Consider the following 15470-nt stretch of genomic DNA (forward strand, 5'->3'; position numbering starts at 1 on the left):
CCCCCGCCGTAGGCGCGGTGCCCGCACGCGCGCCGGTGAAGGCCTCGGTGTCGCTGCGGATGAGCGCGACCGAACGCGCGCCGGCCCCGCCAGTGAGAAGGCCACCGCCGCCCACGATCAGCGAGGCGTCCGCGACCTCGGTGCTGCTGGCGACCACGTCGAGCCGCGCCGCCTTGAGCGTGGTGCGCTCGCCGACATAGGCGAGCGTATCGGCCAGGATCTGCGCCGTGCTCGTCGCGGCCGCGACACCGATGCCGGCCGCGATGCTGACGGCCCCCGAGGCCTGACCCGGGCTGTTCGGATTTGCCGGATTCGCGGAGGATCTCGTGGTCGCGGTCAAGGTCGCGTTGGCGCCGATCAGCACCGTGCCACCCGTCAGGTCCAGCATCGTCGCGCCCGTCGGCGTCGTGCCGGTCCGCGTGCCGGCATAAGCCTCGGTGAGGCGGGCGATGCTCGCCGTCACGCTCGCACCCGCGCCACCTGCCAGGCCGATCGTGGCCGAGGTCACAAAGGGATCGGCCAGCGCGATGGAGGTCGCCGTGATCGAGAGGCCATCGCCCTGCACCACCATCGCGCCATCGGCGAAGGCGCGGGTCGTGCCATTGATCTCGGCCGAGGCGACCATGACGGAGATCACCGCGCCGACGGCGCCAGCGCCGCCGATGGCCCGCGTCACGCTGTCATGGTTCGAATCCGCATCGATGACGACGCCTTGCCCGACCCCGAGCGCACGCAAGGAAGCGTTGCGGGCAAAGGCCTCGACCGTCGCGGTCACCAGCGTACCGGCATCGCCGCCCGCCCCGGCCGCGCCGATGGCAGCCGCGACGGCAGCCACCGAGACGGTCGTCTCCACATCCTGGGTGGTGTCGGCATCGATGAGGATACCGCCCAAGCCGCGCGCGATCGCCGCCGAATCCACGATCTGCGCCGTGGTCGTGTTGCGCAGGATGTTGTCGCCGAGACCGACCGCGACCGCGACGCCCGTAAGTCCGCCCGCGGCCGCAACGCTGACCAGCCGCGCCGTGGCATCCGACAGATCGTGCGCCTCGACCACGATGGCGCCCTGCGCGTCCAGGCTGGCCCCGCCCGTGACGGCGGCGCTGATGATGGCGGTGCTGGTGTTGCGCGCGACCGCGCCGGTCCCGGCGCCCGAGAAGCCGAGTCCGACAGCCAGCGAGGCCGAGACCGCATCCGGATCGGCGGTCAGCGTGCTGCGCGAATCCGCCAGCACGGTGATGTTGCCGCCACTCGCCTTCACGCCCGCATTCTCGATCAGCGCGCGCGTCTTGGCGGTGCTGGCATTGGTGGCGGAGACCGCCGCGACGGCCACCGAACCGGCCGCGATGCCCCCGCCCGCGGCCACCGAGGCCGCCAGCGCCGTCGATGTCGCGGCCATCGCGTCCGAGGCATCGACCCGCACGGCACCGCCGGCGGACACACCAGGGGTCACCGCATTGCCGCTGTTGCGGATGGTGGCATCCGCCGTGCTGCTCAGCGTGTTGGCCGTGATCGCCGCAGCCACGCTGACCGAGAATCCTGCCGTGGCGGCGACGGCCACCGTGGCCGAGACCGCCTTCGCATCGGCGTCGATGACGGTGTTGGTGTCCGCCTCGACGATCACATCCTTGCCGGCCGTGACGGTGCTGGAATCGATCAGGCTGCGCACGGTCGTGGCGACCGTATTGGTCACCGAGGCGGCCGAAATGCCGATGGAGACACTCACGCCGGCCGCGACCGAAGCGCCGACCACGGCGGCCACGACCTCGCCATCCACCAGGCTGGCATCGGCCGCATCCACGAGCACATTGCCCGAGGCCGTGACGGTGCTGCCGGCGCGGATCGCGGCCTCGGTCACGTTGTTCGCCGTGCTGACGGCAGTGGCCCCCGCGCCCGTCACGGTGACCGAGGCGCCGCCGGAGGCCGACATGGAGACACTGACGGCGACAGAGCGCGCCCGCACATTCGCATCCGACAGCGCGATCACCGAGACATTGCCGGTGCTGGACGCCACACGCGCCGCATCCGCCAGCGCCGCGACATTCGTGCCGTAGTTGTTGCGTGCCTGGGAGATAGCGAGGTTGAGCGTGACACTCAGCCCGCCGCTGCCGCTGAAGCCGACAGAGGCCGCGACCACGCGCGCATCGATATCCGAAATGTCGCGCGCCTGGATGGTGACCAGCTCGGCCGCGGTGAGGTTCGCGCCCCCCTTCACCGAGGCCTCGACCCGGTTCGTCATGGTGTTGACCAGCACCGCGCCCGCCGCGGCGATGTTCACCGCCCCCGCGCTGCTGCCGCCCAAGGCCAGGGCCGCGGCCGTGCCGACGGCATCGATATCGCCGTTGAAGGTCGCGGCGATGCGCGTCTCCCGCCCGCCCGCGGAGACGGTGGCGCCGTCCACCGTCGCCACGGTGGTGCTGCCAACGACATTGTCCGCCCGCGTGATGGCGACCGAGAGCCCCCCCGAAATGGTGCCCGAGGCGCTGACGCTGATCGAGATGGCCCGCACCTCGGAGAGGATCGTGGACGCATCCAGCGCATCCACGGTGAAGCTGCCCGGGGTGGTCAGGCTGCCCGGCCCCTGCACGGCAGCGGTGGTGGAGCCGTTCAGCGTATTGGTCGCCCGCGCCCCGGCCCCGGTCAGCGCGAAAGCCATGGAGCCGCTCACGGAGACGGCGGCGGCCGCCGCATTGGTGAAGGCGGTGACGCGGCTGTTGGTCACCGCATCGACATCGATGGCGCCGCCCGTGGTCGTCACATCCGAGGCCAGGATGCGCCCCATCACCACCGTGCCGATGGTGTTCGTGGTCAGCGCCACGGCGCCGGATCCGCTGAGGCTGAGGCTGCCGCCGACGGCGACGGAAATCGCGGCGGCGACGTTGGTCGCCTCAATGCTGTTGAGGTTGTCGCCGCGCACGATGACGGCGCCGCTCGCCGTGACACCCTGGCCATCGGCCGTGCGGCTGTTGCGGATCGCCCCTTCGGTGCGCCCGTTCACCGTGTTGTTCACCACCGCCACCGCGAAGCTCGCCGCCCCGCCGATGCTGCCCGAGCCCGCGACCGAAAGCGCCGCCGCCACGCCGGTGACGAGGATGGCGGCGGAGCTTGTCGCATCCACCGTCACGCCCTTGGCGGAGACCACCTTGGTGTCGTCCAGCACCGCCTCTGTGGTGTTGTCGATGTTGTTGTCGGCGAGGGAAACCGCCGCCGCCAGGCTGATCGCCCCGTTGGAGCCGATGGCCACGCTCGCCGAGGCCGCGACGACCGAGGCGGTGATCGTCGCGTCATCGGTGGCGGTGACGGTGACGGCACCGATGGCCTCGATCACGGCACCCCCGATCGCGCCGGCCTGGATCACGTTGTCGATCTCGTTGTCGACATCGGCACCCGTGCCCGCGCCACTCAGGCCCAGCCCGCCACTCCCGGTGATCGAGATGGAAGCGGCCACCGCGACGGCCTCGATCTCGCTGGTCGAGATCGCATTCGCCGTGAAATTGCCGCCGGCCCGCGCGCTGCCGCCTTCGAGCACGGCGCGGGTGACATTCTTGATGCTGTTTACCGCGATGGAGCCTGCGACTGCGAGGCTGCCGCTGGCACTGCCGCTGCCGAAGCTCGCGCTGACATTGGCGGCGACGAGGTAGGCGCGGATGCGCGACGCATCGCTGGCCTGCAGACCAATGACGCCACCAGCAACGATGTCGGCATTGCTAGAGAGCGCCTCGACGCGGTTCGCGATCTCATTGGTCGCGATCGAGACGCTGGCGGAGATGGCGATGGCGGCGCTGCTGCTGCCGCTGAAGGCCACGCCCGCCGCCACCGCCGTGGCCTGGATGACCGAGGTCGAGGTCGCGGTGAGCACGACATTCCCGGTGGTTGCCGTGACATCCACGCCATCGATCAGCGCGCGTGCCGAATTGCCGATCCCATTCAGCGCGAGGCCGATGCCCAGGGTGCCCGACCCGCCCGTATTGCCGCTGACCGCCACGCCAAGCACGGCCGCGACCGCATTCGCCAGGATATCGGCCTCGTCGCGCGCGGTGACGGTCACATTGGTCTGTGCCGTCGCCGTGCGCCCCGCCGCCAGCGGCGCCTTGATCGAGGCCTCGACCGCATTGGTGATATCATTCTTGGCCGAAGCCCCCACGGCCTGGCCGGCCACGGCATTGCCCGAACCCGCCGACACGCCGAGCGAGGCGCCGAAGGCGGTCGCGTTGATGCCCGAGGAACTGTCGGCCACCACGGAGAGGGCGGCCGGCGAAACCACGTTGCTGTTCTCGATCGTCGCGCGCGTGGTGCTGGCGATGTCATTGAAGGTCAGCGACAGTCCCAGCCCAACGCCGACATTCGCACCCTGGCTGGCCGAGATGTTGATGCCCGCGGCCCCGGCCACCGCGTTGATCTGCGAGGAATCCGAGGCCGTGACGGCAATGTTGCCCAGGCTGGTGGAAACGGACGCGTTGCCGATGGCCGCCTCGGTCGTGCCGGTGATGAAATTGCCGGACCCGGACCCGGCCCCGGCCAGGGCAAGGCCCGAGCCATTGCCGGCCGAGAGCGCTCCGGCCACTGCGAAGGTGATGGCGGTGATCTGGGCCGCTTGATCGGCATCGATGGTGACCGTGCCGGCCGCGGTCGTGCTGGCACCGGTGATCGCCGCGCGAACGGTGCTCAGGATGTCGTTGCGCGCCGCGGCGGCGCCCACGGCGATGGCATTGGCGCCGCCCGAACCGCCGGTGACGACCTGGATGGCGGCAGTCCCGGCATCGGCCGTGATCCGGGAGGCATCGCTCGCCAGCACCGAAACCACGCCGCCCGTGTTCAGCACGCCGCCCGTCACCAGGGCCTGGACGGAAGAATTGATATTGTTACCCGAGCCCGAGCCCGCACCCGCGAAGGCCGTGCCGCCCTGCGTCCCCACGCCGACGCCACCGGCCAGGGTCAGCGCCCTGATTTCCGGGCTGGCCGATGCCGCCACGGTGGCGGAACGGACACTGGAATTGCTGTCGATCAGCGCGGCCTCGACGACACTGTCGATGGAGTTCACCGCGATGGAGGCACCGATGGCGATCGAGGGATCGCTCCCGCCCGTGTCGATCGCGATCGCCGCACCGCCCGCATCGGCGCTGATGCGCGAGGTGTCCACCGCGACGATCGCCAAGGCGCCCCCGCTGCGCAGGATCGATCCCGCACCGATGCTGGCGCGCACGGCATTGTCGATGTCATTCACCGCCACGCTGCCGGCGCCGGTGAAGCTGAAGTCGCTGCTGCTGCTGCCCGAACTGCCCGCTCCGCTCTGCCCGGTGGTGAGCGTGCCGCCGACGCCGATGGCCAGCGCCTGGACATTCGTGGCGCCGCGCGCATCAACCCCGATGCCGCCCTTGCTGCGCAGGAGGTTGCCGCCGGCGGCGATGGCGCCGACATTGTTGTCGACTTCCAGGATGGAGGCCGCGCCACCGAAGGCGCTGCCGCCCGCCACCGCGAGGCCACCCACCACGGTCTGCAGGTTGGTCTCATCCGCGGCCCGCAGCAGGATGACCTGACCGGCCGCCGCCGGCGTGTTCGCCGCCGCGACACGATTGACCGAGGCATTCTGCCCCAGCGTCGCGAGCGTCTCACCCTTCACGACGCCCACCGCGACGGAGAAGCCGACGCCGACATCCCCGCCGCTGAGCGATCCGGCCGCACCGATGCCGACCAGCAGGATATCCTCGAAGGAGGACGCCGTCAGCGCGAAGCCGCGCGACTGGGTCACGCCCTGCGTGCCATCATCGGCGAAGATGCCGTTGCGCACCGGAATCGTGACGCCCAGGCCCAGTGCCTGGACATCGATGCCATTGCCGACGCTGGCGAGCGTGCGATCGAGATCCACCACGACGGCCACGGAGGCGCCGACGCCGTCATTGCTGAAGGACAGGCCGAGGCTGCCCGCCGCGGCATCGATCACGGTGCGGCTCTCCGCCGCGATCTGCACGCTGCCTTGCGCAGCGACGACCACGCCGCCGGCCACGCCATCCAGGGCGCCAAGCTGCGCCAGCGTGTCCGTGTCGTTCACCAGCACCACCGCGCCGCCGGCGACGGCGGTGGAATCGCCCGCACCGATGTTCACGCTGAGCGCGAACAGATCCTCGCTGCCGATCGCCTCGATGGTCAGCGATCCTCCGCTCTGCAGGCGCGTCGCCGGCACGGGCAGCGTGGCCTCCTGCACGCTCGCCTCGGTGACCTTGACGAGCACCATCACGTCGAGCCCGACGCCGATGCCCTTCTTCTCCTTGCTGCCGGCCAGCGCGCCGATCACGTCGATCACGCGCGTCTCGTCGAGGGCGCGCAGCACGATGTCGCCGCCCGCCTGCAGGATGGCCCCGGCGCCGATCAGGCTGCGCGTCATGGTGGTGAAGATGCTCACACCCGCCGAGCCGGCGCCGGCATCACCGCCCGACCCGATGGCCGCGCCCACGACCAGCAGCGAGGCATCCACCCCGATGTCGCCGAGCATCGGCGCCACGATGGACAGCGGATTGACGCCCGCATCCGCGAGGATCGCGATGCCGCCGCTTGCGGTGATCGCCGCGCCGCTGCCGACCAGCGCCTGGGTGGTGCTGGTGACGAAGTTGACGCCGACCGCCGCGCCGACGCTGGTGCTGCCGCCGCCATCGCTGGTGGTCAGCGCGCCCCCGCCCGCGATGCCCTGCACCCCGATCTTCTGGCGCGCCGTGATGTCCACATCGCCGGCATCGACGACGACGCTCGCCGTCTCGCCGAGCCGCGCCGTGGTGGTGGCCAGCACCACATTGACCGCGACCGCGCCGGCCACGGCCGTATTGTCGCTGCTGCCGCCACCGCCGCCGCCGCCGCCGCCGCCACCGGTCTTCTGGGTGGAGCCGCTGCCGGCGAGCGCCAGGGCGCGGAAGGCATGGGCGCTGTTCGCGTCATGCCCGGCCTCGATGGCGAGCGATGCGGCCTCGATGCTTGCCCCCGCGCCAATCGTGGCGAGGCTCTCCAGCTCCGCAACGTTCACCGCCGCCGCGGCACCAACCGTGGTCTTCGCCGCATCCTCGAAGGCAAGCGCAATGGCCTGCGTCTCCGCCGCGACCGCGCTGAGCGCGCGCAGCGCCACCGCGCCATCGGCGCGCAGCACGACCGCCGGCGCGATGGTTGCGGTGACGGCGGGGCGCACCACGGTGCCGGCCAGCGCGGCCGCAACACGGAGCGACCCGCCTTGCGACTGCGTGCTGGCGGATTGGCTGTTGCCGCCCTGCCCGCCAGGATTGGCGGTCTGCGTGGCCGCGGTGCCATTGGCCGTGTTGGTCTGCGCGCCGGGTTGCGGCGCCGAGACCGCGGTGCCGGACCTGTTGCCGGCATAGGTCGATTGCGACTGCGCGTTCTGGTCGGCGGTGCTGCCGCCATTGGCCTGGGACTTGGCGCCCTCGGAACTGCCGGTCGCCACCGTGCGGGCGGCGATCCGTGACGTGGCGAGCACCGAGACATCATCGGCGCGTGCCGCGCCCGTGCTGACATTGCGCGACAGCGAGGCCGAGGTATCGTCCTCCGCCCAGCCGAGCGCGATCGCGATGCCGACACCGGTCTCCCCGCCCTCGGTATCCGCATCGCCCGCCGTGTTGAGATCGAGCGTCGAACTGGCGAGCACGCCGAGATCGCCGTCCACGTCGAGCATCGCCGCACCGGGCATCACCCGCGCCGTGGTGGTGTTGAGCGAGACGGCAAGCGCCACCGCGCCGCCCACCGCCGTGCCGCTGCTGGCATCGGCCGAGGCACCCGCCTTGGCCCGCGCCGCCACGGCATGGGCGCCATTCGCCCGGACCGTCGCATCCTGCGCGCCGACGAGGCTCGCCGTGCCGGCGACATCCGCGAGCGCATCCTGCTCGCCCACGCTGATGGCGAAGGAGAGCCCGACGCCGGTGGAGGTGCCGGCCGCATTCTTGTTGGGCACGGCCTGCGCCACCGCCGTGCTGCGCGCATCGGCGTCGATCAGCACCGCGGCCTTGTCCAGATCGAGATCCGCGGCGCCATCGGCAATGATGATCGCCGCATTGGCGCCGAGGCTGGCTGTCGTGCTGCCGCGACCGACATTGATCGCCACCGACCCCGCCACGCCGGTCTTGCCGCCGCTGGCGCCCGAGCGGGCGAAGGCCAGGCTGTCATGGCTGCGCTCGGTCAGGCTGTGCGCCGTGCCGGTGCCGACGCTGGTCAGCGTGATCGCCTGGCCGGCCAGGGCATTCTCGAAGCTGGAGGCGAGACGCAGCAGACCGTCATGCCCGACGATCGCGAAATAGGTTGTCCCATCGGTGAGACCGCCGATGTCGGTGCCGCCGCCATTCGCATAGACCACGGCCGTGCCGGTGACGATGCCTTCGGGGGCGGCTAGCGGCACCTCGATGCGGGTCTGGTCCGGGTCGAAGGTGATGTCGTCGGAGGCCGCGGTCTCGATGCGCTCCAGCTTGTGGGCATCGCCCGCACCGAGCGAGGTGAGGTTGATCGCAGTGCCCGCCTCGGCGCGCGCCTTGGTGGTCGCGAGCTTGATCTTGCCGTTCTCGCCCAGGATGACGAAGTAGTCGGTGTTGTCGGTCAAGCCGCCGATGGCCGTGCCGCCGCCATGGCGATACTTCACCTTCTCGCCGGTCTTCAGCCCGTCCTGCTCGCCGACGAAGATCGTGTCATCGGCCACGCTGACGCGCGTGAGCTGGGCGGGGGCGATGCCGATGCTGCGATCTTCGACCGCCGCCTGCACCGTCACGCCATCGGCCGTGACATTCGCCTCGGCCACGCTGGCGCTGTTGGTCAGCGTCGCGTGGTTCACCGCGACCGCAACACCCACGGTCGTGCCGCCCTCGGTGGTCACGGCGGCGCCATCGGCCAGCGTCGTCCCATCCGCATTGGCAAGGCTGCGCACGGTGACACCGCCGCCCGCCGCCACGGTGATCGGCGTGCCGGGCGCACCGCCGAGATTCGCCACGACGCTGGTGGTGGCGACGTTGATGCCGATCGCGGCGGCCACGCTCACCGCGCCGTCGGAGGTGTCGCTGTCGGGCGCCGTGGTCGTGCCGGTGCCGCCGCTGCGCGCATTGGCGACCCCGACCTGGGCGTTGCTCTGCTGCTCGACATCATCATCGTCGGCGCTGCCCGAGGCGCCGTCATCCGCCGTCGCCCCGGCGGCCGAGGCCTTGGTCTCGGTCCGGCTGATCGCGGCGGCGCGCGCGGCCACCAGCACGGCACCGCCGGCGGTCACGCTGCGCGCGAGATTCGCCGTGACGCTGTCCTCGGCAATGGTCAGGCCGAAGGAAGCGCCGATGGCGGCGCTGGTCGCCTCGGTCGCGCCCTCGGATTTCGTGGCGGTCTTGGCATCGAGGCCGGCATTGATGTCCAGCCCGCCGCCGAGCGTCAGCGCGTCACCCGCCTGCACCACCGCCCGCACGTCATTCTGCGCGACCGAGATCGCGACCACGGGCGTGATCGCCGTGCCGCCCTCGCCGCCGCCCTTCACCGTGGTGTTCTGCTCATGCGTGCCGAAGGCACCGAGCGTAAGGTCGTGCACGCCGCTCAGCGTGGCGCCGGTCCGCACCTCCGCCGCCGTGTCGTTGTCGCCGATGTTGATGCCGACGGAGGCACCCAGGCCGAAGCTGCTGCCCGAGGTGCCGTCGCCATCCTCGTCGCCCTTCTCCTGCAGCGCCTCGGCCGTGACCGTGTTGCGGGTATTGGCGTTGGCCAGGAGCGAGACGGAGCCGGGCAGCGTATCACCGAACCCGCCATCGCCGGGCGAGAAGACGATCTGCGCCCCGGCGCCGAGCACGGCCTCGGTGCGCATGTCGGCGCGGTTGATGGCAAGCGAACCGGCCGCGCCGAGATTGCCGCCGCTGGCGCCGGAGACGGATTTCGCCAGGAAATCATGGCGGTTGTCGGTGCCCGTCGCGAAGACATCGGCCGAGAGGTTCAGCCCATCCGCGCGGATGGTCGCCGCCCCGACGCTGGCGCGCACCAGGCCATCGGCGTCGTTGATGCCGATGGCCACGCCGACCGTGCCCGTGCCGCCCTTGCTGGCGCTGCCATCGGCATCGGCGGAGGCATCCATGTTGCCGGCGGCGGAGATGAAGACCGCGCCATCGGCATCGACCACCGCGCCGCCATCGATGGTGGCGACCGCGACGAGATCGGCGATGTTGATCGCGAAAGCCGCCGCGACGCTCACCGGCCCGTCGGAGGTCGAGGCATCGGGCGTGGTGGCGCTGCCGGAGGAATCGCCCGAGCGCGTGCGGTTCGCCGCCTGGGTGTTCGCGTTGCCGAGCTGCGCCTGGGATTGCTGGTTGGCGCGGTTGTCATCCGCGGTGGAGCCGGAATCATCCTCCTCGGCGCCGGTCGCGGAGGCATCGGCCTCGCTGCGCGTGACACTGGCGCCCTGCGCCGTGAGGAACACGCCCCCGCTGGTGGTGGTCACGTCGCGCGCCAGCGTCGCGGCCACGCGGTCCGTCGTCACGCCGAGGCCGAGCGAGAGGCCCACCGCCGCATCCGTGCCCGTGGCATCGCCCTTCGCGGTGGTCACGGTGCTGCCGCGGCCCGTCGCCTCGAGCGAGAGGCCGCCGCTGATCTCGAGCGCCGCGCCGGCCTGCACGCGCGCCGTGGTGTCGTTCTGCGCGACCGAAATGGCCGCGACGGGCGTGATCGCCTTGCCGCCCTCGGCGCCGCCGATGGCATCCGTGCGCATCGCATAGCCGCCCGTGGCCTGCAGGGTCACGCTGTCGGGCGTGCCGAGCGCATTCGTCGTCACCGCGCCGGAATCGATCGAGGCGAGCGTCGTGTGGTCGGTGATGTTCAGCGCGAAGCTTGCGCCCACGCCGATATTCTCGGCCCCCGCCACATCCGCGCCGGCCTTGATGCCGGCCATGGTGGCGCTGCTGGCGGCGATGTTCAGCGCGCCGGTATTGCTGGCGGAATCCGCACCGTCACGCAGCGTGAGGGTGGAGCCCGTGCCCAGACGCGCGGCCGCATTCGCCTCGAAGACATTGATGCCGAGCGAGCCAGCCACGCCGAGCTCGCCGCCACTGGCGCCCGAGGTCGCATCCGCGGCCGCGCGGTGCTCGCTCTCGCGCAGCTTGTGCGCACTGCCCGTGCCGACGCTGGTCAAGGCGATCGCCTCGCCCGAGAAGGCGCGATCGCGCGTGGTGGCCAGCGCGATCTCGCCATCCGCGCGCTCGATCACGAAATAGGTGTTGCCGGAGATCAGGCCGCCGAAGGCGGTGCCGCCGCCCGCCACATAGGTCACCGCATCGCCGGTGCGCAGCGTCTCCACCTCGGGCGAGGCCAGTGCCACAAAGTTCGAGGCCGGGTTGAAGGTGATGGCGGGCTTGCCTGTGCGCTCGAGCTTGTGGCCATTGCCCGCGCCCACCGCGGTGAGGTCGATGGCCGTGCCGGCCTCGGCATTCACCAGCGTGGTCGCCAGCTTGATGCGCCCGTTCTCGCCCTTGATGACGAAGTACTCGGTGCCGCTGGTCAGCCCGCCGATCGCGGTGCCGCCATTGCGGTCGTATTTCACCTTCTCCCCGGTCTCGAGGCCCTCGACATCGCCGACCCGGATGGTGTTCGCGGCGATATCCACCACGCTCGCCTGGGTCGCGCTGACATCCAGCTCCCGCTCGGCCATGCCGACCTCGACGGTGAGCTCGGAGGCGGTGATGGTGCTGGTGCCCGTGCCGGCATTGGTGCGGATGTTCGCGGTGTTGATCGCCGCCGCCGCGCCGACCGTGCCGGTGCCGCCCTCGGCCGCGCTGCCATCGGCGGTGGCGCGGGAATCGGCGTTCGAGCGGGCCTTGAGGCCCACGCCGCGATCCGTGGTCAGCGCAATGCCCGGGCCGAGCAGCGCAGTGGCCTCGGCATCCTGGAGATTCACCGCGATGGCGGCCGCGACCGCCATGGTGCCGTCGCTGGTATTGGCCGAAGGTGCATCCGTGGTGCCGGAAGCCCCGACGCCGCGGCTGCTCGACTGCGCGTTGCCGAAATCGGTCTGCGCCTGGGTCTGCTGATCGACCTCGTCATCATCGCCGCTGCCGGCACTGTCCTCACCCGCGCCCTTGGCGCTGGCGGTCGCGTTGGAGCGCGCGCGGAAGATGCCCTGCGCATCGAGCGTCGCACCGCCGGCCGTGCTGGTCGTGCTGCGCAACAGCCGCGCCGTCGCGCTCTCCTCGAGGATGGCGAGCGCGAGGGAGGCGCCGAAGCTGGTATCGCCGCCCTCCGCATCGCCCTCCGCCGTGGTGAGGATGGCGCTGTCATGCGCGGCAGCCAGGTTGAGCTGCCCCGCAAGGGTCAGCAGCGTGCCGGTGCCGATGGCGGCGTCGGTGTCGTTGAAGGCGAAGGTGATGGCGACGACGGGGGTCAGCACGGTGGCGGAAGAGCCCGTGGCCTCGGCCCCGCCCTGCGCCTCGGTCTCGGACTCATGCGTGCCGGTGGCGCCGAGCGTGATGGCGTCGGCGGTGATCACCCGCGCGCCGTCCCGGATCGCCGCGGTCGTGTCGTGGTCGAGGATGGCCAGCGCCACGGAGGCGCCGACGCCGAGCTTGGACGCCGTCACCGGATCCTGCGTCGGCGTCGCCTTGGTGACGGTGTTCGTGGTGGAGGTGGCGGTGAGCGTGAGGTCGTTGCCGCCGAGATTGACGTTGGTGCCGGCCCCATCGGTGACCAGCGCCTCGACCGTCGTCTCGACCACATGGATGGCGAGCGCGCCGGCGAAGCCTGTCTCCGTCGTGTCGCCCACGCCCGAGATCGCCTCGGCCGTGAAGCTGTCTCCGGCCGCCATGGTGGCGGTCACGGCCACGCCGCCGGTGGCGTTCAGCCGGCCGGCATCCTCGAGGAAGGCGCGCGTCGTCGCATCCACCAGGCCGAAGGCCACCGCCACGCCCGAGCCGGTGCCCGTCGAACCCGTGGTGGTGCCATCCGCCTTCGACTTGACCTTGTCGGTCGACAGGGCGCTGACGGTGAGCACACCAGCGGTGGTCTGCGTGCCGGTGCTGCCGATGAAGGCCTCGGTCACCGGCCGATAGGTGGAGACGGCGACGGCGGCCGCGAAGGTGACGGAACCGTCGCTGGTGCCGGCATTGTTGGCGGAGAGCTGCTGCGCGCTCTGCGTCGTGCCGCCGGAATCGCTCGCGCCGCCGGCGGTGGCGATGGCCAGCGTCTCGACATCCGATGTCAGATTGGCAGTGATGCTGATGGAATCTGGCGTGTTGCCCGCATTGGCGCCGATCACGGCGGTATCGTCGAGGAAGGCGCGGGTGGTCGATTCCACGACGCTGACGGCAAGCGCGGCCCCACGCGCATCGGCGGCGGCGGCGCCATCGGCGGTGTTGACGATATCGATGCTCGTCGTCGCACCCAGGGCGACGGCGCCGGCGACACGCAGGCTGCTCGCGCCCTGCACAGCCACCAGCGCATCGCTCAGCACGGTGACGGAGGAGATCGCAGCGTCCTTGTTGGCGTCCACATCGGCGCCGGAGGAATCGGTCTCCGCCACCACGGTCACGACGACGGCGGCGGTCGCGGTGAGGCTGGCGGCGGTGAGCGTGGTGTTGTTGAAGGTGATGGTGGCGGAGGGGTCCGCGATCGCGATGGAATTCTCCAGCGCGCCCAGCGTGAACTGGCTCTGCACGATGTTGGCGGTGGACGTCGCGCCCAGCGTCACGGCGCCGGTCGCGGTCAGCGTGCCGCCGGTCAGGTCGATGACGGTCGCGGCGGCGGCGAAGATCGCGCCATCCGTGATCTCGCCATCGCCGCCCGCCGCGCCGCCGGCGGCGGCCGTGATGGTGATGTCGTCTGCGATGATGGTGCCGCTGACGCGCGTATCCTCGACCGTCACGGTCAGGTCGCGCACCGTCAGCGTGCCGGTGATGATGAGCTTGTCCGTGCCCGTCTGGCCATCGATGATCAGGTCGGTACCGGCGAGGTTGACCGTGCCGATGGTCAGCTGGTCGCGCGAGAGCACCGGGATGCCCTCATCGGCCCCGAGGCGGATGGTCAGGCTGTTCGAGGGGCGCGTGAAGGTCACGCTCTCGAAGGTGACGGCGCCGAGCGGATCGGTGGAGGCGATGGTGTAGTTGGCGCCCGACTGCGAAAGCGTCGCGGTGTCGGATACCGCGCTGAGGTCGATCACGCGATCGGAGATCGACATGTTGTCGGTGATCGGCTCGAGCCCGTCATAGGCGAGCGTCACGCCGTCGCGGGTGATGGTGCCCGAGGTCGGGCCGGTGGCGACATAGGTGACGGAGGCGAAGCTGCCGCCCTCCAGCACCAGCGAGTCGAAGCCACCCGCCCCGCCATCCATGACGCCCGAAATCGCGGCATCGCCATGAACGAAAAAGGTGTCCTCATTGTCCGTCGCCCCCAGCAGGCGCTCGACGGACAGGAAGGACACCCCCGCAACGTGCCCGGCATCGCGGCCGGTGACGTGCCAATCGGCATCGCGCGGCGGGCCGGTGACCGCATCGGTGCCGGCCCCGCCCTGGAACACCACCTTGCCGTCGAGCTGCGCCTCCAGCCCCAGATAGCCGAGCGCGTCGTCGCCCAGACCGCCCTCGATGGTCAGCAGCCCGACCGGGGCCAGGAATTGGTGGCGCAGCAGGCCATCCCCGGCCTCGATCGCGGCCAGCCCATCCCCGGCCGTGCCGGCCTCCATCAGCCGCAGCACCTGGCCCAGCCCGGTGTCGTCGGTGAAGACGCGCTGGGCGGCGCCGAGCGTATCCTCCACCAGCGCCACGCCGGTGAAGGCGATGCGCTGCGGGCCGGCCGCGCCCTGGGCGATGGTGACCTCGCCCGCGCCGGCGCTGGTGACGGCAAGGGTGACCGACTCCACCGCCCCGCCGCGCAAGGAGAGCGTATCGGCCCCCGCCCCCCCCTCGAAGGTGATGTCGAGGGGCGTGAGGAACTGCGCCGCGAAATCGATGGTCAGCCGGTCATCGCCCGCCGTGCCGCGCACGCGGATCGCGTCGATCTGCTGCGCCTGGCGCTGGTCGAGCACCTGGCCTGTGCTGCGGTCGAGCAGTTGCACCGACTGCACGAGGTTATCGTAGCGCAGCGCGTAGTCCTGCGCGGCGTGGGCGGCGAGATCGACGGTGAAGGGCATGAGGTCGGCCGAGAGCAGGAAGCGCGGCTCCAGCGCATCCACCCGCACGCCGAGCGCCGGGGCCAGGGGCGCCAGGCTGGGCGTGGGCTGCGCGGCCTGCCTCTCCCCCCGCAGCCAGGACCAGAGCCGCCTGGTCAGGCGGGTCTCAGGCTTGCGCGCGAAAGCCTCGCGCCCGAACGGAAAGGCCATGCCGGTCACTCCTCCACCCGTCCGGCGGGGCCACCCGGCCTTGCGGCCACGCCGGCGGAACGGCGGCGGTAACCCCGCGTTAACGGACGCTCATGGTGCGAGCCGGCCGGAAATGGCGTCAAGGCGCCCGAGGGGCCAGAAGCGGTCCCGGGGGCGCAAGTTCCCGTCA

1 protein-coding gene (running past one end of the window) is annotated in these 15470 nt (G+C 71.3%); it reads right to left on the reverse strand.

Annotated features, from left to right (window positions below; translation table 11 throughout):
* Window positions 1-15301 carry the 5' portion of an LEPR-XLL domain-containing protein gene (locus tag AC2D9U_RS02470; protein ID WP_484746106.1) on the reverse strand. It extends 15260 nt beyond the left edge of the window, so the window shows 15301 of its 30561 coding nt (coding positions 1-15301); its start codon is at window positions 15299-15301; the stop codon falls past the left edge of the window.
* Window positions 15302-15470: the final 169 nt, after the last annotated feature.

The organism is Roseomonas sp. TF40, assembly GCF_057219975.1.